This is a genomic window from Streptomyces sp. NPDC087844, assembly GCF_044742785.1.
Lineage (GTDB): Bacteria > Actinomycetota > Actinomycetes > Streptomycetales > Streptomycetaceae > Streptomyces.
In genome coordinates, this window is sequence record NZ_JBIUVD010000044.1 from 1 (window position 1) to 25134 (window position 25134).

The 25134-nt window shown below is 72.9% G+C and carries 15 protein-coding genes; 13 read left to right on the plus strand and 2 right to left on the minus strand.

Going from position 1 to position 25134, the window contains the following annotated elements; genetic code table 11:
* The 8 genes from ACIOKD_RS41245 to ACIOKD_RS41280 all read left to right on the plus strand — a co-directional run.
* Positions 1-3201: SDR family NAD(P)-dependent oxidoreductase (locus tag ACIOKD_RS41245; RefSeq protein ID WP_402093590.1), on the plus strand; the 3201-nt coding region annotated here is incomplete at its 5' end.
* 9 nt (positions 3202-3210) lie between these two features.
* The gene (locus tag ACIOKD_RS41250; protein ID WP_402093609.1) at positions 3211-8742 is read left to right on the plus strand and encodes an acyltransferase domain-containing protein; all 5532 of its coding nucleotides are present in this window, start codon (positions 3211-3213) and stop codon (positions 8740-8742) included.
* The gene (locus ACIOKD_RS41255; RefSeq protein WP_402093592.1) at positions 8735-9172 is read left to right on the plus strand and encodes a nuclear transport factor 2 family protein; all 438 of its coding nucleotides are present in this window, start codon (positions 8735-8737) and stop codon (positions 9170-9172) included. The genes ACIOKD_RS41250 and ACIOKD_RS41255 overlap by 8 nt, the downstream gene beginning before the upstream one ends.
* 29 nt (positions 9173-9201) lie before the next feature.
* Positions 9202-9672: a nuclear transport factor 2 family protein gene (locus ACIOKD_RS41260; RefSeq protein ID WP_402093593.1), complete on the plus strand. Its 471-nt coding sequence runs from the start codon at positions 9202-9204 to the stop codon at positions 9670-9672.
* 51 nt (positions 9673-9723) lie between these two features.
* Positions 9724-11133, plus strand: coding sequence for an NAD(P)/FAD-dependent oxidoreductase (locus tag ACIOKD_RS41265; RefSeq protein ID WP_402093595.1), 1410 nt, complete (start codon positions 9724-9726; stop codon positions 11131-11133).
* On the plus strand, positions 11130-13664 hold the full coding sequence (locus ACIOKD_RS41270) for a type I polyketide synthase (protein WP_402093596.1): 2535 nt from the start codon (positions 11130-11132) through the stop codon (positions 13662-13664). Before ACIOKD_RS41265 ends, ACIOKD_RS41270 begins: the two co-directional genes overlap by 4 nt.
* A 43-nt stretch (positions 13665-13707) precedes the next feature.
* Positions 13708-14964: a cytochrome P450 gene (locus ACIOKD_RS41275; protein WP_402093598.1), complete on the plus strand. Its 1257-nt coding sequence runs from the start codon at positions 13708-13710 to the stop codon at positions 14962-14964.
* On the plus strand, positions 14961-16154 hold the full coding sequence (locus ACIOKD_RS41280) for a cytochrome P450 (protein ID WP_402093600.1): 1194 nt from the start codon (positions 14961-14963) through the stop codon (positions 16152-16154). Before ACIOKD_RS41275 ends, ACIOKD_RS41280 begins: the two co-directional genes overlap by 4 nt.
* A gap of 87 nt (positions 16155-16241) precedes the next feature.
* On the opposite strand, the gene ACIOKD_RS41285 is transcribed toward ACIOKD_RS41280, so the two are convergent.
* The gene (locus tag ACIOKD_RS41285) at positions 16242-17102 is read right to left on the minus strand and encodes an SAM-dependent methyltransferase (protein ID WP_402093602.1); all 861 of its coding nucleotides are present in this window, start codon (positions 17100-17102) and stop codon (positions 16242-16244) included.
* A gap of 205 nt (positions 17103-17307) precedes the next feature.
* Between ACIOKD_RS41285 and ACIOKD_RS41290 the strand changes: the two genes are divergently transcribed.
* The 5 genes from ACIOKD_RS41290 to ACIOKD_RS41310 all read left to right on the plus strand — a co-directional run bounded on the left by ACIOKD_RS41290 (position 17308) and on the right by ACIOKD_RS41310 (position 22373).
* Positions 17308-17649 (plus strand): acyl carrier protein, encoded by a 342-nt coding sequence (locus ACIOKD_RS41290; protein ID WP_402093603.1) that lies wholly within the window; start codon positions 17308-17310, stop codon positions 17647-17649.
* A 203-nt stretch (positions 17650-17852) separates the two neighbouring features.
* Entirely contained in the window at positions 17853-19100 is a 1248-nt protein-coding gene (locus ACIOKD_RS41295) for a cytochrome P450 (RefSeq protein WP_402093604.1), read from the plus strand.
* Between the two features lie 2 nt (positions 19101-19102).
* Entirely contained in the window at positions 19103-19993 is an 891-nt protein-coding gene (locus ACIOKD_RS41300) for an SAM-dependent methyltransferase (RefSeq protein WP_402093605.1), read from the plus strand.
* 133 nt (positions 19994-20126) lie between these two features.
* On the plus strand, positions 20127-21473 hold the full coding sequence (locus tag ACIOKD_RS41305) for an activator-dependent family glycosyltransferase (protein WP_402093606.1): 1347 nt from the start codon (positions 20127-20129) through the stop codon (positions 21471-21473).
* Positions 21474-21485: 12 nt separating this feature from the next.
* Positions 21486-22373: an alpha/beta fold hydrolase gene (locus ACIOKD_RS41310; RefSeq protein ID WP_402093607.1), complete on the plus strand. Its 888-nt coding sequence runs from the start codon at positions 21486-21488 to the stop codon at positions 22371-22373.
* Positions 22374-22545: 172 nt separating this feature from the next.
* Here ACIOKD_RS41310 and ACIOKD_RS41315 read toward each other — a convergent pair.
* The coding region (locus ACIOKD_RS41315; protein ID WP_402093608.1) for a KR domain-containing protein at positions 22546-25134 on the minus strand (2589 nt) is incomplete at its 5' end.

Below are 25134 nucleotides of genomic sequence, written 5' to 3' on the forward strand. Positions count from 1 at the left end.
TTCATCGAGGCCAGTCCGCACCCCGTCCTCACTCTCGGTATGGAGGAGACCTTCGAGGCCGCCGCCGTCGAGGCCACCACCGTTCCCACGCTCCGTCGTGACCGGGGATCGCGTACGCAGCTCGCCCACGCGCTGGCGCAGGCGTTCACGGCCGGGGCCCGGGTCGACTGGACCGCGTGGCTGCCCTCCCGCCCCGCCCTCGACCTGCCCACCTACGCCTTCCAGCACCAGCGCTACTGGCTCGACGAGCGCGACCCGGTGTCCAACGACCCGTCGAGTCTAGGACTCGCCGCCGCGGGACATCCGCTGCTCGGCGCCGCCACTCCGCTCGCGGGACAGGATGCGCACCTGCTCACCGGCCGGTTGTCGGCCAAGACCCGCTGGCTGGCCGAGCACCGCGTCCTCGGCACGGTGCTGCTTCCCGGGACGGCCTTCGCCGAGCTGGCCCTGCACGCGGCGGCGCGGGTGGGCAGCGACCATGTGGCGGAGCTGGTGGTGCACGATCCGCTCACCGTTCCCGACGAAGGCGCCGTCGACCTCCAGATCTCCGTCGTGGCACCCGACGACGACGGACGGCGTACGCTCACCATCCACTCCCGCCCGGCGCGCGATCCGGGCGAAGACGGCGGCCCGGACGACGACCCGTGGACGCAACACGCCTCCGGTGTCCTCGCGCCCGCGTCCGAAGTGGCGAACAGCCCTGGGACCGTTCCGCTGGACGGCACCTGGCCTCCCCCCGGTGCCACCCCCCTGGCGACCGAGCATCTCTACGAGGACCTCGCCGACCACGGCTCCAGCTACGGCTCGTCCTTCCAGGCGCTCGCCGCCGCCTGGAAGCTCGACGACGACCTCTACGCCGAGGTGGTCCTGCCGGACGGCGAGCGCGCGAACGCCGACGCGTACGGCGTCCACCCCGTGCTGCTCGACGCCGTCCTCCAGGCCCGCGCACTGGACGCAGCGCTCGCGGGCGACGACACGGACACGGTGCGGATGCCGTTCTCCTGGAGCGGGCTGCGGTTGCTGTCCCCCGGGGCCGGGGCGCTTCGGGTACGCATCCGGCTGACAGCTCCCGACCGGCTCGGTCTGACCGCCTACGCCGAAGCGGGGGCCCCCGTCCTCACCCTGGAGGATCTGACGCTCCGTCCGCTGCCGTCCGAGAGGCTCGGCCCAGGACGTACGGCGAACCGGAACACACTGTTCCGGCTGGCCTGGCAGCAGCTCCCGCCGCCCGGCTCCCTTCCGCCCCAGCGGCTGGCCGTCGTCGCTCCCGTGTCGGATCCGATGGCCGCCGACCTGCTCGCCGCGCTGCCCGACGTCGCGTGCTATCCCGACGTCGCCGCCCTGCGCACGGCCGTCGCCGCCGGAGTCCCGGCGCCCGACACCGTGCTGGCGCCGCTGTCCGTGGTGCCGTCCCACGACGGCACCACCGCTGGTACGGACAGCGGCACCAACCCCGTGTCCGACCCCGGTGAGCGGCTGCGCACCGCCGGCCGGGCGGCCCTGGCTCTGCTCCAGGAGTGGCTCGCGGAGCCGGAGACCACGGCCACGCTGGCTGTCGTCACCCGCCGCGCGGTCGCCGCGCACGAGGGCGAGGACATCGGCGATCTGACCGCTTCCGCGCTGTGGGGGCTGGTGCGCAGCGCCCAGTCGGAGCACCCCGGGCAGTTCGTCCTGCTCGACCTCGACGGAAGTGACACGTCGTACGCGGCCGTTCCCGCCGCGGTGGTCCAGGGCGAGCCGCAGCAGGCGTTGCGCGAGGGTGTGCCGTACATCCCCCGGCTCGTCCACGACGTGCCCGCCGGCCTCCCCGCTCCCGCGCCGCTCGACCCCGCAGGAACGGTACTCATCACCGGTGGCACCGGCGCCCTCGGGTCCGTGGTCGCCCGCCATCTGGTCGCGCGCCACGGTGTGCGGCGTCTGCTGCTGGCGAGCCGGAGAGGTCCCGACGCTCCGGGCGCCGCCGGGCTGACCGCCGAACTCACCGCTCTCGGCGCCGAGGTGTCCGTCGTCGCCTGCGACACGAGCGAGCGGGGCGAGCTGGTCGGGCTGCTGGCATCCGTGCCCGACGGGCATCCGCTCACAGCCGTCGTCCACACGGCTGCGGTGGTGCGGGACTCCACGATCCAGTCGGCCACCGCCGAGCAGTACGACGACGTGCTGCGGGCCAAAGCGGCCTCCGCGTGGCTGCTGCACGAGCTGACCCGGGAGCTGGACCTGTCCACGCTGGTGCTGTTCTCCTCCGTGACGGGCCTGGCGGGCGGCGCGGGGCAGGGGAGTTACGCAGCGGGCAACGCGTTCCTCGACGCGCTGGCCCTGCACCGGCACGCCTCGGGTCTGCCCGCGACCTCGCTGGCCTGGGGCTTCTGGGACCAGCACTCCGGGATGTCGGGTGAGTTCGGCGAGTCCGACCGCGCCCGCAACGTCCGCGCCGGTGACCTGGGGCTGACCACCGAGCTGGCCCTCACCCTCCTCGACACGGCGCTCGGCCGGGGCGATCCGCTGCTGGTGCCCGTACGGCTGGACCTGCCAGGCATGCGCCGCCGCGCCGACTCCGGGGAGATCCCGGTGATTTTTCGGCATCTGCTGCGCGGGACGGCGCAGCGGGGCCGCGGAGCGGGCGGGCCCGCCCTGTCCCGGACACTCGCCCGGCTCTCCGGCGCGGACCGGCACCGCGCGCTGCTCGACCTCGTACGGGGTCAGGCCGCGGTGGTCCTGGGGCACGGGTCGCCGTCGTCCGTCCCGGCGTCGAGGAACTTCCGGGAGCTGGGCTTCGACTCCCTGACCGCCGTGGAACTGCGCAACCGGATCAGCGCGGCCACCGGGCTCCGGCTGCCCGCGACGCTCGTGTTCGACCGTCCCACGCCCACAGCGCTCGCCGATCTGCTCGGCGAGCGCATCGACCGTGCCGGGGACGACGGCGATCCGGGGCGGCCGGCACCGGGCGAGGCCGTGCTCGCCGATCTGGACCGTATCGCGGACGCCGTCACGGCGCTGTCCGGGAGCGAACAGGAGCAGGTCGTCGCGCGCTTGGAGGAGCTGCTGCGTGGCGTCACGGTGCCCGGGGAAGGCGGGACGGCACCGGCGCCCGACGACGACCGCCTGGAGTCGGCCACCGACGACGAGCTGTTCGACCTGCTCGACGGCGAACTGAGCGGGCGCGGGCATCCGGGCGACCACGACGTCCCGTCCGAACGGGACTGACACGCCATGGTGAACGACGACAAACTCCGCAGCTATCTCAAGCGCGCCACCGCCGATCTGCGCCAGGCCCGCCGCAGGATCGGCGAGCTGGAGGACCGTGCGCGGGAACCGGTCGCCATCATCGGGATGGGCTGCAGGCTGCCGGGCGAGGTGAACGGCCCGGAGGACCTGTGGCGGCTGGTCGCCGACGGCGTGGACGCCATGTCTTCCTTCCCCGGCGACCGCGACTGGCCGCTGGAGGAGCTGTCCGAGCCGGAGCGGCCGGGCACCAGCGCGACGGACCAGGGCGGTTTCCTCCACGACGCGCCGCTGTTCGACGCCGAGTTCTTCGGGATCAGCCCGCGCGAGGCCGTGGCGATGGACCCACAGCAGCGACTGCTGCTGGAGTGCGCCTGGGAGACCTTCGAGCACGCGGGCCTCGGCCGCGAGGCGCTCGCCGGCTCCACGACGGGTGTGTTCGCCGGGATGTCGTCGCAGGACTATCTCTCGCTCGTCGGCAGGGCCGCGGACGATGTGGCCGGGCACGTGGCCACAGGGAACAGCGGCAGCGTGCTGTCGGGCCGGCTCGCGTACACCTTCGGTCTGGAAGGGCCGGCTCTGACGGTCGACACCGCGTGCTCGTCGTCGCTGGTGGCGATCCATCTGGCGTGCCAGGCGCTCCGTCAGGAGGAGTGCTCCCTCGCACTGGCGGGCGGGGTGACCGTGATGGCCACGCCGGGCATGTTCGCCGAGTTCAGCCGCCAGCGCGGGCTGGCCGCCGACGGCAGGTGCAAGTCGTTCGCCGGGGCGGCCGACGGCACCGGCTTCTCCGAGGGCGTCGGTACGGTGCTGCTGGAGCGGCTGTCCGACGCCCGCGCGAACGGGCACCGGATCCTCGCGGTGATCCGCGGCTCGGCCGTCAACCAGGACGGCGCCAGCAACGGACTGACCGCGCCCAACGGCCCCTCCCAGGAGCGCGTCATCCGGCAGGCCCTGGCCGCCGCCCGGCTGTCGCCGCGCGAGGTCGACGCGGTCGAGGCCCATGGGACCGGCACCACCCTGGGCGACCCGATCGAGGCACAGGCGCTGCTCGCCACCTACGGCCAGGACCGGCCCCGGGAGCGGCCGTTGTGGCTCGGCTCCGTCAAATCCAACATAGGACACACCCAGGCGGCGGCGGGCGTGGCGGGTGTGATCAAGATGGTGATGGCGCTGCGCCACGGGAGCCTTCCGGCGTCGCTGCACATCGATGAGCCCAGCCCGCACGTGGACTGGGAGAGCGGACACGTACGGCTGCTGGACCGGGCGGCGCCGTGGGAGGGGAACGGCCGTCCGCGCAGGGCCGGGGTGTCCTCCTTCGGTGTCTCGGGGACGAACGCCCATCTGATCCTGGAGGAGGCGCCCGGCGACCCCGGGCCCTCCGGGCCGCCGGAGCCGTCCGAGGGCGGTCGCACGGTCGGGGTGATGCCCTGGGTGGTGTCGGCTCGCGGCGCAGAGGCGCTGCGCGGGCAGGCCGCCGCACTGGCCGGGCAGCTGGCGGACTCCGCCGCCGCGCACGGTGACGTGGCGTGGTCGCTGGCCACCGCACGGTCCGCGTTCGAGCACCGCGCGGTGCTGGTCGCGGAGGACCCCGCGGAGACGATGGCCGGGCTGCGGGCCCTGGCCCAAGGCCGGTCGCACCCGGCGGTGACCGAGGGCGTCGCCGCGGAGCACGACACCGGGCCCGTGCTGGTATTCCCGGGACAGGGCTCGCAGTGGGCCGGCATGGGCGCCGAACTCCTCGCCTCCTCTCCCGTGTTCGCCGAGCGGATCGCCGAGTGCGAGCGGGCTCTGTCCCCTTACGTGGACTGGTCGCTGACCGAGGTGCTGCGCGGCGAGGGCGCGGGACTGGACCGGGTGGACGTGGTGCAGCCCGTGCTGTGGGCCACCATGATCTCCCTCGCCGCCGTCTGGGCGTCGCACGGCATCGTTCCGGCCGCCGTGGTGGGGCACAGCCAAGGTGAGATCGCCGCCGCCTGCGTGGCCGGGGCGCTCTCGCTGGAGGACGGGGCCAAGGTCGTCGCGCTGCGCAGCCGGGCGCTGCGCCGACTGGCCGGTGACGGCGCCATGGCCTCCTTGAGCGTCTCCCGGGAGGCGGCCGAGGAACTCCTGGAGCGGCAGGGTGCCGAAGTCACGGTGGCGGCCGTCAACGGTCCGTCCTCCACCGTGGTCTCCGGGCCGCCCCAGCAGGTCGCCGCCATCGTCGCCGAGGCGGAGGCCGAAGGTCTGCGGGCCCGGCTCATCGACGTCGACTACGCCTCACACGGCCCGCAGGTCGACCGGATCACCGGCGAGTTGCACGAGATCCTCGCGGGCGTACGCCCCATCGACACACCGGTGGCGTTCTACTCCACCGTCAGCGCGTCCCGTATCGACACCGCGCGGCTCGGCACCGGCTACTGGGTGACCAATCTGCGCGAACGCGTACGGTTCGCCGACACCGTCACGGCCTTGCTGGAGGACGGCTACCGGCTGTTCGTCGAGGCCAGTCCGCATCCGGCACTCGCCGTCGGCATGCAGGAGACCTTCGAGCGGGAGGGTGTGGCGGCGACCACCGTTCCCACGCTCCGCAGGGACCAGGGCGGCCGGGAGCGCTTCGCGCGGTCGCTCGCCCAGGCATTCGTCGCCGGGGCCCCCGTCGACTGGGCGAGCTGGTTCCCGGCGGACCGGGAGCGGCGCCCGGTCCAGCTGCCCACGTACGCCTTCCAGCGGGAGCGGTACTGGCTGGCGACGGCCGGCGGCGCAGGTGACGTGAGCGCCGCGGGGCTCAGGCCGGTGGGGCACGCGCTGCTCCCGGCCGCGCTGGGGCTGCCCTGCCGCGAGGTCGTGCTGTCCGGCAGGCTGTCGCGGCGCACCCACCCGTGGCTGGCCGGCCACCATCTCGCGGACACCGAACTCGTGCCGGAGGCCGCGCTGCTGGAGTGCGCCCTGCGGGCCGCCGACGAGACCGGCTGCGCGGCCGTCGAGGAACTGGAGTGCTCAGCTCCGCTGGCGCTGCCGCCGTCCGGGGGCGTACGGATCCAGGTGGCGGTCGACGCTCCCACCGAGGACGGGCGCCGCGCGGTCCGGATCCACTCCCGGCCCGACCACGACGAGGGCCTGGACCGGGCCGAGGACGCCGGATGGGTGTGCCACGCGTCAGGGACGCTCGGTCCCGGCGCCGACGTGCGGGCCGACGAGTTGGCGGGCGTATGGCCGCCTGCCGGAGCCGAGCCGGTGGACGTCGACGCGCTCTACGAGGCCGCCGCGGCGGCGGGGCAGACGTTCGGGCCCGTCTTCCGCGGTCTGCGCACGCTGTGGCGCGCCGGGCCTGACCTGATGGCCGAGGTGGAGCTGCCCGGGACGGGCGGCGGGCAGCCGGGCGCGTTCGGTATCCACCCGGCGCTGCTGGACGCGGCCCTGCACCCCGCGCTGCTGGACGGTACGGCAGGCGGCGCACCCGGCGAGGCCGGGGGCCCGTCGGCCGCCGGGGTTTGGAGCGGGGTCACTCTGTGGGCCGGTGACGCGACCACCGTCCGCGTACGGCTGACGCCGCTGCCGCCCACCGGGAACGGCGAGCGGGCGGTGCGGGTCGTCGTGGCGGACGCCGTCGGGGTGCCGGTCCTGACGGCCGAGTCGGTGACGCTGCGCCCCGTCGACGCTGAGCTGCTCCGGGCGGCGGAACGGCGCGCCGAGCCGGGCCTGTTCACCGTGGAGTGGCTGCCCGCGCCGTCTGAGGCGGCCGGTACGGCGCTGCCGCCGGCGGGCGCCGACGGCTGGGCGGTGCTCGGCGGCACGGTGACCGGCTCGGACACGCCGGCCTACACGGACCGGGACGCGCTCACCGCGGCGATCGACGCGGGCGGCCCCGTACCCTCCGTCGTCATCGCCGTCTGCCCACCGGACGGTGAGAGGGCCGCCGAGAACGTCCTCGGCACCGTCGCCCCGCTCACCGCGCTGCTGGACGCCTGGCCTGGCGACCCGCGGCTGGACGGGGCCCGTCTGGTGCTGCTCACCCGGGGCGCCGGGCCCGGCGGTACGAGCTTCGCCGCCGCTGCCGCCTGGGGACTCGGGCGCGTGGCGCAGACGCGGCACCCCGGCCATTTCGTGCTGGTCGACGTGGAGGACTCGGACGACGACGCGTTCAGGGCCGTACGGCACGCCCTCGGCACCGGGGAGCCGCAGGTGGCCGTCCGTGCGGGCCGCCCTATGGTCCCCCGGCTGTCTCGGACCGCCCCCGAGGGTGCCCCGCCGATGGCCCCCGCCCACCGGGGCACCGTGCTCCTGACCGCCGGGAGCGGGCCCGGGGCCGCCGAGCTGGCCCGGCATCTGATCCGCTCCCGGGGCGTGCGGCGGCTGCTGGTGGCGGCCCCGCACGCCGCGGATCTGGAGCGGGTGTCCGCTCCGGGCACCGAGGTAACGACCGCGGTCATCGACCCCGGTGACCCGGCCGCCCTCACCCGGCTCATCGGCGGGATCGACCCCGCGCACCCGCTGACCGCGGTCGTGCACCCGGCCGCCGCGTGGCCTGGTCGGGAGAGCTGGACCACCGCGCTCGCCCTGCACCGCGCCACCAGCGCCATGCCGCTCGACGCGTTCGTCGTCCTCTCCTCCGCCGCCGCCCTGCTGGGCGGCGAGGAGGACGCGGAGCGGGCCGTGGCGCACGCCCTGTGCGACGCGCTGGCCGCCGACCGCCGCGCCGCCGGGCTGTCCGCCCTGTCGCTGGCATGGGGCCCCAGGGCCGACGAGGACGGACCGGACGGCACGGGCGTCACCGCGCTGAGCGCGGATCAGGCGCTGGCCCTGTTCGATGCCGCCCTCCAGCACCGCGGCCACCAACTCGTGGCCACCGCCCCGGACCCGCGCGCGGTGCAGGGCGCCGCGCTGCCCGCGCCCCTGCGCGGTATCGCCGGGGCCGGGGCCGGTGCAGCGCGCTCGCGGCCCTCGGCCGCCGGGCGCCCGTCCGAGGACTGGGGCCGCCGGCTGGCCGCGCTGTCGCCCGAGGAGCGGCGCACGGCGGCGCTCGATCTCGTCCTGACGCACGCCGCGACCGTGCTGGGCCGCTCCGACCCGGGCCGTATCCCGGTCGAGCGCGGCTTCCTCGACATCGGCTTCGACTCGCTCACCGCGCTGGAGCTGCGCAACAGACTGGCGGGCGCGGCCGGCATCCAGTTGCCGGCCACGGTGGTCTTCGACCATCCCAACGCCACCGCGCTGGCCGCGTTCCTGTGCGCCGAGCTGGCCCCGCGCGGGCCGGACACCGTGGCCTCGGCGCTCGGCGACCTGGACGCGCTGGAGGGCGCCCTGCTCCGCCTCGCCCGGGACAGGGAGGCCGCGCGGGCGCTGACGCAACGCCTCAAGGCGACGCTCACCCGCCTGAACCGGCTGCCCGGGGGCGGGCCGGCGGACGGGGCGGAGCCGGCGGACGAACTGACCGAACGGATCGGCAACGCCACGGCCGACGAGATCTTCGAGCTCATCGACCGGGACCTCGGCCGCAGGAGCGGCGGACCGGATCAGCCCTTGGAGGCAGCAGTTGATTGACGAACGCAGACGGAAGAAGCTCCTGCTGGAGCACAGCGAGCGCTTGAACGCCGGAGACCTCGACAAGCTCCTGGAGCTGTACGACGAGGAGGTCGTCTTCGAGGATCCCGTCGGCTCCGGCCCGCAGAGCGGACGGGGTGCGCTGCGCTCCCACTTCGAGCAGAGCCTCGCCTCACGGCTGAGCGAGGTCCCCGGTGAGCCGGTCGCCGGTCAGGACGGTGTACACGCGCTGATCCCGGTCAGCGCCGTCATGGACTACCTGCCCAAGGGGCCGGGGTTCGCGGAGCGCGGCTGGCTCAAGGCCCCGGACGACCCGGCGGGCACCCGGCTCCGGTTCGAGTACGTCCGGATGATCCGGACCGGATCGGACGGGCTCATCCAGGATCTGAAGACCTTCTGGGGCCGCTCCGACGTGGAGACCGCGGACTGAAGGCCCCTCACGAACCGCATTGGAGAGCCATGCCCGATGAGGCGACCAGAAAGAACCTGGCCCTGGAGTACGCACGGCGCATGAACGACCGTGACGTCGACAAGGTCCTCGAACTCTTCTCCGACGACGTGCGCTTCGAGGACCCGGTGGGCACCCCCGCGCTGGAGGGCAAGGAAGACCTGCGGCGGCGTATCGCCTGGTCCATGAAGTGCGACGTGCACGAGGAACCGGGCCGACCGGTCACCTCCATGGACGGCCGGTGGGTGGTCGTCCCGACCACCGTCACCGTGTACATCCCGACGAAGCTGAGCTTCCGCATCATCGGCGTCATGGAGGTCGGCGAGGACGGGCTGAGCCATCACGTCCAGGCGTTCTGGGGTGTCACCGACACCCAGGTGGGTGAGGGGCCCCAGCCGACGGGGGTGGCCCAGTTCATGGCCGTCACCGAGGCCCTGACCCGGATGGGAGACCTGGCCCGGGAAGAGGCAGAGCCCGTTTAGAAGGCCCGCTCAAGAGGCGCTGGCCATCATCTGTGTCCTGGAGGACCGATCGTGACTGGACCCGTACATGGAATCGTGCTCGGCGGCAGCTGGGCCGGGATGTTGGCGGCCCATGTGCTGGCCCGCCATCTGGAGAGCGTCACCGTGGTGGAGCGCGACGCGCTGCCCGACGAACCGCTCCACCGCAGGGGCACCCCGCAGGCCCGCCACGGCCACATCCTGTGGTCGGGCGGCGCCCGCATCGTCGAGGACCTGCTGCCGGGCACCTCCGACCGGCTGCTGGCCGCCGGCGCGCGCAAGCTCCGCTTCCACGAGGATCTGGTGACGCTGACGTCACACGGCTGGCAGCATCGTTTCCCGCCGCGGCAGTACGGCCTGATGTGCACCCGGCCGCTGCTCGACTGGATCGTGCGCAGCCGGATCCTGGCCGACGACAGGATCACCGTGCGGCAGCGCACCGAGGCCGTTGAGCTGACCGGCGACGCCCGCCGCGTGACCGGTGTGCGGGTGCGTGACGTGGACAGCGGCGCACAGGAGCTGTTGGAGGCGGACCTGATCGTGGACTGCGCGGGGCGCGGTTCCCGGCTGCGGCGCTGGCTGACAGCGCTGGGTCTGCCCCCCGTCGAGGAGGATGTCGTCGACGTCGGCATGGCGTACTCCAGCAGGTTGTACCGCGCGCCGGAGGGCGCCACCACACTGTTCCCCGCCGTCAACGTCGCCGCCGACCACCGCGTCCGCGAGCCGGGCCGCTTCGGGGTGGTGTACCCGCAGGAGGACGGCCGGTGGATGGTCACCCTCTCCTGCACACGTGGCGGTGAACTGCCCACCCGCGAGGAGGACTTCCTGCCGTACGCGCACACGCTGCGCGATCCGCTGGTCGCCGATCTCATCGGCCAGGTGGAGCCGCTGACCCCGGTGTCCGCCTCGCATCTGGGCATCAACCGGCGGCTGTATCCGGAGCGGCTGGAGCGGTGGCCGGACGGGCTGCTCGTCCTCGGGGACTCGCTCGCCGTCTTCAACCCGATCTACGGCCACGGGATGAGCGCGGCGGCCCGCGGCGCCGCCGCGCTGGACGAGGCGCTGGGCGAGCCCTTCGGGCCCGGAGCGGCGCACCGGACGCAGCGGGCGATCAGTGCCGGGGTGGACGACCCGTGGATCATGGCCGCGTCCAAGGACATCGCGTTCGTCAACTGCCGCAACCGGGCCAAGGACCCCCGGCTGACGGGCGGGGCGACGGCGCGGCAGAACTTCGCCGACCTCGTCGCCGGGCGGTCGATCCGCTCGCCCGAGGTGTGCGACATGGTGACCGACGTGATGAGCATGACCGCCCCGCAGGCGGAGCTGGGCTCCAGCGCCTTCATGGCCCTGATGCACCGGGACCGGATGCGCCCGGATCTCACGGAGCCACCGCTGACTCCGGAGGAGATGGACCTGGTGAACCTGAAGCCGCGTCTCCCATGACGGACGAGGGCAAGCTCGTCGACTATCTGAAATGGACCGCCGCCGAGCTGCACCGCGCCCGGCGGCGGCTCCGGGAGGCCGAGGACGGCGGCCACGAGCCCATCGCGATCGTCGGCATGGCCTGCCGGTTCCCCGGTGGTGTCCGCTCGCCCGACGAGCTGTGGGAGCTGGTCGCGGACGGACGGGACGCCGTTTCCGGCTTCCCCGGCGACCGCGGCTGGGACGTGCAGCGGCTCTACCACCCCGACCCTGAGCACAAGGGCACCTCCTACGTCCGCGAGGGCGGCTTCCTGCACGACGCAGGCGACTTCGACGCCGGGTTCTTCGGGATGAGCCCCGAGGAGGCGCTGGCGGTCGAGCCGCAGCAGCGGCTGCTGCTGGAGTGCGCCTGGGAGTCGGTGGAGAGCGCCGGGATCGATCCGCACACCCTGCGCGGCAGCGACACCGGGGTGTACGCGGGGGTCTCCTACCACGACTACGCGGCCCGGCTGCAGCACATCCCGGAAGCCCTCATGGACTATCTGGGCAACGGCAACGCCGCCGGCGTCGCCTCCGGGCGCGTGGCGTACACCCTCGGGCTGACGGGCGCCGCCGTGTCGCTCGACACGGCGTGCTCCTCGTCACTGACGGCGATGCACCTCGCCTCGCGGGCGCTGCGGCGCGGCGAGTGCGGGCTCGCGCTGGCCGGAGGGGCCGCCGTGATGTACGCCCCCAACACCTTCCTGCTGTCCGCGCACCAGCGCCAGCTCGCCCCGGACGGGCGGTGCAAGCCCTTCGCCGCGTCCTCCGACGGCATGGTGTGGGGCGAGGGCGCGGGGCTGCTGCTGCTGGAGCGGCTCTCCGACGCCCGCCGCCACGGCCGCCGGGTGCTGGGCCTCATCCGCGGCACGGCCGTCAACCAGGACGGGGCCAGTACGGGGATGGCCGCGCCGAGCGGCCCGGGCCGCCAGCGGCTCTTCCAGGAGGCCCTTCAGGACGCCCGGCTGACCCAGGCCGACGTCGACGCGGTGGAGGCGCACGGCACCGGCACCGCCATCGGGGACGCCATCGAGGCGCAGGCCGTGTTGAGCACCTACGGGAAGGACCGTCCGGAGGGCAGACCGCTGTGGCTGGGCTCGATCAAGCCGAACATCGGGCACACCCAGGCCGCCGCCGGAGTGGCCGGTGTGATCAAGATGGTGATGGCGATGCGGCACGAGACGCTGCCGCCCACCTTGAACATCGACCGGCCGACCCCCCTGGTGCTCTGGAAGTCCGGCGGTGTGCGCCTGGTGACCGAGTCCGTCGCCTGGCCCCGGGAGCGGCGTCCACGCCGCGCGGGGGTGTCGGCGTTCGGGATCTCCGGTACGAACGCCCACGTCGTCGTGGAGGAAGCGCCCGGCGGTGAGACCGCAGCGGCGCCGGAGCACCGCGAACCCCTGCGCGAGGGCGGGACCATCGCCTGGGCGCTGTCCGCGCGCAGTGCTGAGGCCCTGCGGGCGCAGGCCGCGGCGCTGGCCGGACGGCTGGTGTCCGGCCCCGCCGTCCCGCCCGAGGACATCGGGTGGTCACTGGCCACGACGCGCTCCGTGTTCGAGCACCGGGCGGTGGTCGTGGGTGAGGATTCCGGCGAGCTGCTCGCGGGGCTGAACGCGCTGGCCGCGCGCGGGAGCCACCCGTGCGCCGTCGCCGCCGACGGGCCGGACGGCGAGGCACCGGACGCCGGCAAGCCGGTGTTCCTGTTCGGCGACGGGGACGGACCGAGTCCGGGGAGCGGGGCCGCGCTGTACGACCGGTTCCCGGTGTTCGCCGCCGCCTTCGACGAGGTGTGCGCGGAGTTCGAGGCCGAACTGGAGCACCCCGTGCGAAAGGTGGCGTTCGCCGACACCACGGAGTGGCCCGACGAGCCCGTCTACGCCGGGGCCGCGCTCTGCGCGCTGCACATCGCGCTGGCCCGGTTGCTGGCGTCGGCGGGAGTCCGGCCCGGTGCCGTGGCCGGTGAAGGCGTGGGGGAGGTCTCGGCCGCTCATGTCGCCGGGGTTCTCGGGCTGTCCGACGCCTGCCGGCTGGTGGCCGCGCGGGCGGCGCTGCCGGAGGACGGCCCCGTACCGGACCGGGTGCGCGACACGGTGACGGAACTGACCTACCAGCGGCCCCGCATCCCGGTCCTGAGCCCCAGGCCTGCGTCGGGCGGGGACATCGCCACCGCCGGCCACTGGCTCGGCCGGCCGGCGGACCGGGCACCGGCCGGGGAGGTCGACACGGAGAGCGGGTTCTCGTTGTATCTCGGCCCCCGCCGGGAGAGTCCGGGGACCGCCGAGGGGACGGGCCCCGTACCGCTGCCGGTGCTCGGCGGCGGCCGGCCGGAGGTACGGGCGCTGCTGCACGCCCTGGCCCGACTGCACACCGGCGGCGGCACCGCCGTGGACTGGGCCGCTCTCTTCGACGGCGTCCCCCGTCCCCGCGCCGTCCCACTGCCGACCTACGCCTTCCAGCGGCGGCACTACTGGCTGGACAGCTCCGCCCCGCAGGAATCCCCGGCGGACGGCTGACGACAGGTCACACCGAGCGGCAAGGACAGGAAGGAGGACCTCGATGGCTGTCGAGGACATGTCGTACCGCCCTCTTCTCAGCGCCTACGAGCTGATGGAGGACCCGTACGGAGGGTTCGGCCGGGTCCGGGAGGAGACCGCGGTCGCGCGGGGCCTGTGGAACGGCAGCCCCACGTGGTTCATCACGCGGTACGACGACGTGAGCGCCGTCCTCATGGACCGGCGTTTCGCCACCAACTCCCAGTCACTGCCGGGCGGTACCGATGTGTACGCCGAGGTGATGGCCAAGATGGGCGTCTCCGAGAAACTGATCCCCTACCTCGCGGGCAGCCTCGTCTACACGGACCCGCCGGACCACACACGGCTGCGCAAACTCGTGCTCCGGGCCTTCTCCGCCCGGCGCGTGTCGGCGCTGCGGTCCCGGGTGGAGGCCATCGTCGACGGGCTGCTCGACGCCCTGCCGGGCCACGCGGAGGACGGCGTGGTCGACCTCGTCGAGCACTTCGCCTCTCCCCTGCCGATCACGGTCATCTGCGAGATGGTGGGCGTGCCCGGCGAGGACCTGGACACCTGGCGCGCGTGGAGTCTCGACTACACCAGCATGGACGCGCACCGTCTCAACACCATGCTCACGGAGATCAGCGCCTACATCCACGACCTGGCCGAGCGGCGCCAGACCGAACCGGCCGACGATCTGATCACCGGTCTCATCCGGGCCCACGACGAGGACAGCGACCGCCTCACCGACACCGAGCTGGTCACCATGGTCCTGACTCTGATGGTCGCGGCCAACGAGACGACGCCCGCGCTGATCGGCAACGGGGCCCTGGCCCTGCTGACCCACCCGGACCAGCTCGCGCTGCTGCGCGCCGACCCCGGTCTGCTGCCGGGAGCGGTCCAGGAACTGCTGCGCTGGTGCGGTCCCGCCATCGTGGCGAAGTTGCGCTACGCCACGGAGGACGTCACCGTCGCGGGCACGCTCATCCGGCAGGGCGACCAGGTCCAGGTGGTGCCCGGCGCCGCCAACCACGATCCGCGGCGCTTCCCCCGGCCGGGCGAACTCGACATCACGCGCAATCCGGAGGCGGACCGCGCTCCCCATCTGGCCTACTCGCGCGGCGCGCACTACTGCCTGGGCGCCGGACTGGCGAACCAGGAGACCGAGGTCGCCTTCGCCCGGCTCTTCGCCCGGTACCCGGACCTTCGGCTGGCCTGCCCGATGGACTCGTTGCGGTGGAAGCCGTTGCCCGTCACCCGGCAGCTCCAGGAGCTGCCGGTCAGGCTGGAAACCGCGCCGTGACCGCCGACGCGGTGAGCGCCGGAAGGACGGGGCCGCCCGCCCGGCAGCGTCTCTGGGACGGTGGCACGGCGTGGATCGTGACGCGTTATGACGAGGTGAGGGCAGTGCTCGGCGACCCCCGCTTCGTCGCCAACACGGCGTCGCTGCCCGGCGCCGGCGGTGACGCCCACGCGGATCTGCTGGTCAAGGTCGGTATCGAGAAGGACCTCGCGCCCTATCTCGCCGGCGGCCTGCTGCACCTCGACCCGCCCGACCACACACGGCTGCGCCTGCTGGTTTCCCGAGCCCTGTCCGCCGAGCGCGTCGTGAAGCTGCGCCCCCGCGTGCGGGACATCGCGGACGAGTTGCTCGACGCCCTGCCTGGGCACGCCGTGGACGGCACGGTCGACCTCGTCGAGCACTTCGCGCTGCCGCTGCCGTTCACCGTCCTGTGCGAACTGCTGGGCGTCCCCGAACTGGACCGGCCCCTGTGGCGCGCCTGGATCGGGGACTGCACGGGCGGCAGTCCCCGGACCGTGAACACCGCGCTGGCGGAGTACGGCGCGGCCGTACGGGAGCTGGCCGCCCGGCGCAGGACCGAGCCGGGGGACGATCTGGTCACCGCGCTCGTCCGGGCGCGGGACAAGGACGGCGACCGCCTCACCGACACCGAGCTGGTCACCGTGGTCCTCACTCTCATGGTCGCAGGGCACGAGACGACCGCCCATCTCATCGCCAACGGCGCCGCCGCGCTCCTCACCCACCCCGGTCAACTGGCGCTGCTGCGCGACGACCTGACGCTGATGCCCGGCGCCGTCCAGGAACTCCTGCGACTCCACAGCCCCGCGACCACGGCGCAGCTCCGCCATGCCGCCGAGGACGTCGTCCTTGGTGACACCCTCATCCGCCGGGGAGACCGGGTCCAGGCCGACCTCGACGCCGCCGGTCTCGACCCCCGGCGCTGCCCCTGGCCGGGCCGCTTCGACATCGGCCGCGACCCGCGCCCCGCGCCCCACCTCGGCTACTCGCACGGACCCCACCGCTGCCTCGGCGCCGCCCTCGCCGACCAGGAAACCGAGATCGCCCTCACCGGGCTCCTCACCCGCTTTCCCGACCTCGCCCTCGCCGTCCCGGCCGGGCAACTCTCCTGGGTGACCCAGCCCCTCCGACGGCTCACCCGCCTCCCGCTGAGCCTCGGGAAGCCCGGCTGACGACGTCGCACGGGCTCGTGGAACGCGCGTCCGGCGGGTGGGCCTCCCCGTAGGGAGGCGTACCCGCCGGACGCGGCCTCGACGGGGTCAGGGCTTGGTCGCGGCCATGACCAGACAGCCGACGGAGGCCGGGTTGGGCTGCGCGGACAGCTTGGCCGAGTCGAGCACCTGCTCCAGCCGCACCCCGTACCGGCTCTCGAACTCCCGCCGATGGTCGAGGAATCCGTCCAGCATCCGGGCGAACGTCTGCTCGACGTTCCTGGTGACATCGGTCAGTTCGTCGAGCACCAGCCCGGCGTCGGAGACCAGGCCCGGCCAGTCGTCCAGCCGCACGAACGAGGTCATGTCCGGGCTGTCCTCCTCACGGATGGTGGCGAAGGCGGGGTCGAAGGGTCCCGCGTCGGTGGCCTCTTCCTCCTGCGGCTGCGGCTGGAAGACATCGGTGAGGACGAGGCGTCCGCCGGGCTTGAGGACACGGGCCATCTCCCGCAGCGCGGTGGGACGCTCCATGTGCACGATCGACTCGAAGGCCAGCACCGCGTCGAAGGACTCCGCCTCGAACGGCGTGTCCATCGCATCCGCGTACCGGAACTCCACCCGCTCCGCCATCCCCGCCTCCCGCGCCAACTCCCGCGCCTGCTCCACCTGCTGCCGGCTGATCGTGATCCCCACCACCCGCGCCCCCGTCAAGGACGCCAACCGCAACGCCGGACTCCCGATCCCGCACCCCGCGTCCAACACCACATCACCCGCCCCCACCCCCAACCGCGACACCAACAGATCCGTGAACCGATCCGTCGCCTCCTGCGGCGAACTCCCGTCCCCCGGCCCCTCCCAATAACCGAGATGGAAGTTGTCGCTCCATGACATCCGCAGCAGCGGGCCCAGCGCGTCGTAGAAGTCGGCCATCTGATGGGCGGTCGGCGGCACGGCCGAAGGGGACGTCATGGATTTACTCCTCAACACTCGGTGATCCGTCTGGCCGTGAAGGCTCATTCGCACACCCCGGCTCCTTCGATGGTCCGTCGGCCCGGTAATGCTTCGCTAAAGCCCTGGGGGGCCGTTTGGCACGCCTTTAGAGCTGTCTCCCACGATGGGGAGCACGCGTACGGATCATCAATTCAGCGCCGTCAAAAGGACAGGACAGGGTGCTATGCAGCAGCCGGAAGTGACCGGGAACAGCGGCCAGACCGTTCTGGACAGCAGCGAACTCCAGGAGAGGATCGCCGCGGCCGGAGCCGAGGAGCGCGAGAGGATCCTGCGCGAGGTGGTGCGTTCGCAGGCTGCCGACATCCTCGACCACACCACCATCGACGACGACAGCAACTTCCTGGAGCAGGGGATCACCTCCCTCAAAGCGCTCGAACTGACCCGGAATCTCATGTCGCTCACCAACATCGAGATCCCGCTCGTCGCGATCATCGAACACCCCACTCCGTCCGAGCTGGCCGGATACATCAACGGAGCGCTCATCGAGGACGGCGGAAACGGCTAAGGGCTGTCCCGTAATGCCCGGTGGATCAGCGCGCGGCGTCAGATGCGGTGCATCGCAAGGCGCCGGGTCACCCGCATACCGGGTGTATTCGGGTGATCCGGCAACGCCGCGAGGTGCCGTAGCTGTCGTCGTGCGCCCGCCGGGCATTACGGGACAGCCCTTAGACCCGCTCCGGGGCGGCGAAGGCGACAAGGAGGCCCTGGATGACCATCGGCCACACAGTCCGCGGATTTCCACTCGACGACCCCGTGCTGGTCGAGGACCCCTACGGAGGCAGCCCGGTCTGGATCGTCACCCGTTACGACGAGGTGTCGGCGGTGGTCACCGACCCTCGTTTCGCGATGAACACCCGGTCCCTCGCGGGCGGTTCCGACTGGTACCTGGAGATGCTGGTGACGCTCGGGGTCTCGGAGGACCTCGCACCATATCTGGCGGGCAATCTCGTACATCTCGACCCGCCGGACCACACACGGCTGCGCCGGCTGGTCACCCGGGCCTTCTCCGCGCGGCGGATCGCGGCGCTGCGGCCCCGGGTGCGGACGGTGACCGGCCGGCTGGTCGACGAGCTGCCGGGCCACGCGGTGGACGGCACGGTCGACCTGATCGAGCACTTCGCCCACCCCCTGCCCGTCACCATCATCTGCGAGCTTCTGGGGGTGCCCGAACACGACAGGCCGCAGTGGCACGTCTGGAGCCGCGACTGCACCAGCACCGACCCCAGAGTGCTGAACGCGATGCTGACCGAGATGAGCGCGCACATGCTCGACCTGATCGAAGAGCATCAGGGCGGGTCGTCGGACGATCTGACCACCGCACTCATCCACGCCCACGACGAGGACAGCGACCGTCTCACCGACACCGAGCTGATCACCATGGTCCTCACCCTGATGGTCGCCGGACACGAGACCACCGCACACCTCATCGGCAACGGCACGGCCGCGCTCCTCTCCCACCCCGAGCAGCTCGCCCTCCTGCGCGACAACCCGGCCCTGATGCCCGGCGCCGTCCAGGAACTCCTCCGGCTCCACGGGCCCGCCACCGCCGCGCAGCTCCGCTACGCCACCGAGGACGTCACCCTCGGCAAGGCCCTCATCCACCGGGGCGACCGCGTCCAGGCAGTGCTCAGTTCCGCCAACCGCGACCCCGATCACTACGCCCGCCCCGACACCCTCGACATCACCCGCACCCCGCACACGTCCGCGACTCCGCACCTCGCCTACTCCCGCGGACCCCACTACTGCCTGGGCGCCACACTCGCCAACCAGGAGGCCGAGATCGCCCTCACCGCCCTCTTCACCCGGCATCCCCGACTGGCCCTGGCCGTCCCGCCGGACCAGCTCCCCTGGAAGCCCCACCCGCTCACCCGCCAGCTCACCCGGCTCCCCCTCGTACTCGGGGAGCGAGCCGATGACAGCGGCGCACCCACCGAAGCCACGAGACCGGGCGGTTGACGATGGACAACAGGCAACTCAAGGAATCCAAGAAGTCGCCCGAGGCCAGGGTGCGCTCCTTCTACGAGATCATCGACCGCATGCGCGGCACGGACTACTACACCGAGCTGCTCGGCTACGAGAGCCTGCACGGCAACTACGGCTACTGGGCCCCGGGCTGCTCCGACCAGGACGCGGCCTGCGAGGCGATGGCCGAGGAGGTAGGCGAACGGGCCGGGATCACCGAGGGCGACCGCGTCCTGGACGCCGGCTTCGGATACGGCGGACCGGCCATCCACTGGGCGCGCACCAGGAAGCCGGAGCGCATCGTCGGCCTCAACATCACGCCCAGCCAGATCCGCGTCGCACGGGAACACGTCACGGAGCTGGAACTGGACAAGGTGATCGAGCTGCGCCAGGCGTCCGCGACCTCACTGCCGTTCGAGGACGGATCGTTCGACCGGGTCGTGGCACTGGAGGCCTCGGTGCATTTCCACACCCGTCAGACGTTCTTCGAGGAGGCCTTCCGGGTACTGCGCCCCGGCGGCACCCTCACCACGACCGACCCCGTACCGCGCGAGGTCCCCCTGCCCGGCGGGGGCGGTGTGACCGCGCGTCTCGACGACTGGCGCCGCAAGCGGGTCATCCCGGACGCGAACTGGTATCCGCGCCGGGTCTACGCGGAGCGCCTCCAGCAGGCCCGCTTCGTCGACGTCGAGGTCCGGGACGTCACCGACAAGGTCCTGGAACCGAACGCTGCGTTCGTGCGTGAGCGGTGCGCCACGCTGCTCGGCGACCCCCGTTTCACGTCCTTCAAGCACCGCAGCGGCATCAAGGTGCATCTGAAACTCACCGCGTCACGACTCGCGACGCGTGGCTACGTTCTCGCGACCGCCGAGAAGCCGGCCGGCTGACGGCGGCGCGCCCGCCCGGTGGTGAGGCACCGTCCTCCACCGCCGAGCCGCGCCCGGTGGTCGAACTCCCCCTCCACCACCGGGCGCGGCCAGTGCCGCCCGCGGGACCTCACCCACCTCGAAGGGAAACCCCATGCGCGTCCTGTTCGCCTCCTTCGCTCAGCGCACGCCGTTCTTCAACAGCGTGCCCCTCGCCTGGGCCCTGCGCACCGCGGGCCACGAGGTACGTGTGGCGGGCGCGCCGGAGCTGGTGGACGCCATCACCGGGGCGGGGCTGACGGCCGTCCCGGTCGGCTCGGAGGAGACGGTCGTACAGAAGACGGTGCGGGCCATGGAGGAGGGCGAGCTCATCACCCCGCAGCAGTGGGTGGCGGAGGGCTCCCGCATGCCCGATCTGGGGGAGAACCGGGAGGAGGAACTCACCTGGGAGTTCCTCACCTGGCTGTACCGCCGGATGCGGGTACCGAAGGAGAAGATCCTCAACGACTCGCTCTTCGACGAACTCGTGGACTTCTGCTACTGGTGGAAACCCGATCTGGTCATCTCGGACCCGATCACCTATTCCGGCCGTCTCGCCGCGGCGGTGACCGGGGCCGCGCATGCCCGGCTCCTGTTCTCCCAGGACGTCTACGGCCGGATGCGGGAACACTATCTCCGGGCGAAGGCGCAGCAGCCGCCGGAGAAGCGTGAGGACGCGCTGGAGGAATGGCTCGGGGAATGGGCCGAGAAGTACGGTTCCGCGTTCTCCGAGGAAATGACAAACGGTCAGTTCACCATCGAGCAGCTCCCGGCGTCCCTGCGGCTGGAAACCGATATCGACTATGTGTCGATGCGCTACGTCCCCTACAACGGCACGGCTGTCGTCCCGAAGTGGCTCCGCCGTGATCCGCAGGCCCCGCGGGTCCTGATGACCTTCGGTGTCTCGATGAACGACTGGTCCGTGCTGGAGGTCATCACCGTCGAGCAGATGCAGGAGATACTCGACTCTCTGAGCGATCTGGACATCGAACTCGTCATCACCCTGCCGGCGAATTTCAGCGAGAAGCTCACCCGGATCCCGGAGACCACCCGCATCGTGGAGTTCGTCCCCGTGCACGCCATCCTCCCCTCCTGTTCCGCGGTGATCCACCACGGCGGGGCCGGGGCCTTCAACGGCTCGGTGCTCCATGGAATCCCCCAGCTCATGGTCGGCTCCATGGCGCCGGACGTCACCACCAAGAGCGCGTACTTCGAGGAGCACCGCACCGGCCTGTCCATCGAGTCGGCGGAGGACGTGACAGGCCCCAGGATCCGGGAGAGCCTCGTACGCCTCTTGGAGGACCCCTCCTACCGGGCCGGCGCGGAGCGCGTCCGGGACGAGGCGCGGGCGCAGCCGGCGCCCAACGAGGTGGTACCGGAACTGGAACGGCTGACGGCCAAGTACCGCGCGCGGAACCGGGGGCGGGCCACCGCCCCCTCCGCCGCGAAGACCGACTCCTGAACCGGCAGCCGGATGAACCTCTCCGTCGCTGTGAGCGAGGACGCCAAGCTGAACGTCCGGCACTGGCAGGGAGCACAGTCGCCGCCCTTCCTGCTCGTCCATGGCCTGGACTCGAACGCCCGCACCTGGGAGCTGGTCGCGAACAGACTGGCTGCCGCCGGGCACCCGGCGTACGCCGTCGACATGCGCGGCCACGGCGAGTCCGACGCGCCGGGCACCGGTTACGACAACGCCACGGCCGCCGCCGATCTGGTGGCGGTCTGCAGAGCGCTGGGCGTCAAAGGCGCCGTGGTGGCCGGCCATTCGTGGGGCGCGCACATCGCGCTGCGGCTGGCAGCGGAGCACCCCGACCTGGTCGCCGGGCTGGTCCTGGTCGAGGGGGGCTGGGTCGAACCTGCCGCGGTCCACGGGGCCTGGGAGTCCTTCGCCGCGGTGGTGGAGTCCACGCTGTCCGTCTCCGGACAGCCCTTGGGCGGAACCACCCTCGGCGGCATGCGCGACTATCTGCGCACGCTGCACCCCGACTGGTCCGCGGAGGCCGTCGAGGCGTCGCTGTTCTCCCTGCGGGTCGAGCCGGACGGGTCGCTGTCCCCGCGGCTGTCGACCGCGCAGCGGACCGCGATAATGCACAGCCTCTGGGAGGACGCCCCGGCCCGCTGGTTCCCGGCGCTCCTCCGTATGCCCATCATGCTGATGGCCGCCTTCCCCCGGGACAACGTGCGGTGGCCCCCGAGCATCCGCGCGCTGGTCGAGCGCAACCGCTCAGCCGTCTGCACGGCAGCCCGGGACCTGCCGCACGCACGGGTGCGCGAGTACTTCGACTCCGACCACGACCTCCATGCCCAGCGCCCCGAAGCGGTCGCCGACGACCTGCTCCGCCTGGCCCGAGAACTGCACTGAGCGGTACGGCGCCGGTCTGCGGTCCGGGCCGGGCGTCCGCGCCGCACGCGACGCCCCGCGGATCCGCCGACGCCGCGCGGTCGGCACGATCGCGCGGTCCTCGGCACGGACGTCGGCCGGTTCGGTTCTGTCCGCACCTCCGCCCTGCACACCTCCACCCGGCCGGTTCTCGTCAAGCTCCGAGTTCGCGGTCCAGGAGCGCGAACATCTGGTCGGTGGTGGCCCCGGCCAGATCGTCCTCCTCGTCCGTCCTCTCCTCGGCCTTCTCCGCCGGTGCCTCGTGCTTCCACAGCAGCGCCCGCAACCGGTTGACCAGGCCGGCGCGCCCGGGGTCGTCCGGGGCAAGCGCGTCGAGCGCGGTCTCCAGCCCGGTGAGGTGCGCGGCGGCCGGCGCGGGAGCCGTGGTCTCCCCGGGCCGCAGCTCGTCCAGGAGGTGGCTCGCCAGGGCGCTCGGCGTGGGGTGGTCGAAGGCGGCCGTGGCGGGCAGGGCGACGCCGGTGGCGGTGCGCAGCCGGTTCCTCAGGTCGACCGCCGCGATGGAGTCGAAGCCCAGCTCCCTGAACGGGCGGTCCGGGCCCACCCGCTCGGCCGACCGGTGACGGAGCACGGCCGCCACATGGGTGCGTACGAGCGCCAGCAGCCTGTCCGCCCGCTCGGCGGCGGGCAGGGTCGCCATGTCCCGGCGCAGCGCGGCTCGTACGTCGTCGTTTCCGTCCCCCGCGCCATCGGCGCCCGCCGAGGTGGCCCCGACGGCCTCGGCGGCCCGCCGTACCGCGGGCACCCGGTCGAACATCCTGCTCGTCCGGGCCAGGGTGAACAGCGGAAAGAAGGTGTCCCAGTCGACGTCCGCGATCGCCATGTCCCGCTCACCGCGCTGGAGAACCTGGCGGAGCGCGGCCAGCGCGAGCCCGGGGTCGAGCGGGGTCAGGCCCTGACGTCGGGAGAGTTCGAGCGGCGCCCCGGCCGGCATGTCCTGCCCGCGGAGGCCCTCCGGCAGGTCCCACAGCCCCCAGGCGACGGAGACCGCCCGGCCGCCGTCGGGCCGGCGCAGCGCCGCCAACGCGTCCAGATGCGCCTGGGCGGCGGCATGGGCGCCGTGGTCCCGGCTGCCCCAGGCTGTGGCCACGGAGGTGAGATGGACGACGAGGGTTTCCCCCTCACCCGTCGCACACAGCTCGGCCAGACGCGGGGCCGCGTCCCCCTGTACCGCGCGGACGACGTCGGCCAGCTTCTCCGGGGTCAGCTCCGCCAGCGGGGCCGGCGCGCCGGAGGCCGAGGTGTGGACGACCGTACCGATCCGCTCCCCCACTGCCGACAGCCGCTCGGCGACCGCCTCGACTCCGGCCCCGGTCTCCGCCGGGTCGGCCGGATCGTAGGCCGCCACGAACAGTTCGGCGCCGTCAGCGGCCAGCTGCTCCCCCAGCCGCGCCATGTCGGGCGTGACCTGTCCCTCGGAGGCCAGCAGCACGACACGTTCCGTGCCGCCCTGAGCCAGCCACCGGGCGAGGTGGGGTACGAGCCCGCCGGTGCCGCCGGTGATGAGAACGGCACCCGGCGGGATACCACTGCCGTCCACCGGAGCCGTGCCGTTCGCCGGGGCCGGTTCGTTCGCCGGGGCCGGTTCGAGGCGGCGGACGAAGCCACCGCCCGCCCGCAGCGCCAACTGATCCTCGCCGTCGGCCCCGGCAAGAGCGGCCCGCAGCAACGCGGGGTCCAGCTCGTGCGGGCTCGTGGGGAGATCGAGCAAGCCGCCCCACTGCTGCGGATGTTCCAGGGCGGCCACCCTGCCCAACCCCCAGAGTTGGGCCTGCGCGGGAGAGTCCAGAGGCTCGGAGTCGTCGACGCGCACCGCCCCTCGGCTCGCGCACCACAGGTGCGCCTCGATCCCGCTGTCCACCAGGGCTTGCAGCAGGGTGAGCGTCGCGCCCAGGCCAGGTGTCACGCCGTACGAGGGCTCGCCGCCGTCCAGCACCAGCAGTGACAACACGCCGGCGGGTGGCTCGTCCTGGGCGTGGGACCGCAGCAGCGTGGCCAGTTCGTCCCTGCCGGTGCCGGATTTCAGCTGGATGTGGCGTACCGGCTTTCCACCCGAGCCCAGCACCTCGGCGCAGACGTCCGTCCAGTCGGCGGGGGTGTCCGCAGTCCCGACCAGAAGCCACGACCCGCCGTCCGCTGGGACCTGCACGGCCGGTTCGCCAAGTCGCTCCCACAGGATGTGGTAACGCCACGAGTCCACGGTCGACCGCGCGTGCCGCTGTTGGCGCCAGTCGGCGAGCACGGGCAGGAGCGTGTCGAGCGCCGATCGCGCGCCGTCGTCCTCGGCAAGGCTCAGCTCTCCGGACAGGGCCTCCAGATCCCCACCCTCGACCGCTGTCCAGAACCGCCGCTCCTCGGGCGGCGCCGCGGCTTCGACGTCCGGGGGCGGTGCCACGTCCGACAGCCAGTAGCGCTGTCGCTGGAAGGCGTAGGTGGGCAGGTCGAGGACGGGGCGGGAGGGCAGCCACGCGGTCCAGTCGACCCGCGCGCCCACCGTGAACGCCTGCGCCAGCGCGTGCGCGAGCTGCGTACGGTCTCCCCGGTCACGACGGAGCGTGGGGACGGTGGTGGCGGCGATGGCGGCGGCTTCGAAGGTCTCCTCCATGCCGAGGGTGAGGACGGGGTGGGGGCTGGCCTCGATGAAGATCCGGTGCCCGTCCTGCAGCAGAGCGTCCACGGCATCGGCGAAACGGACAGGCCGCCGAAGATTGGTGACCCAGTACTC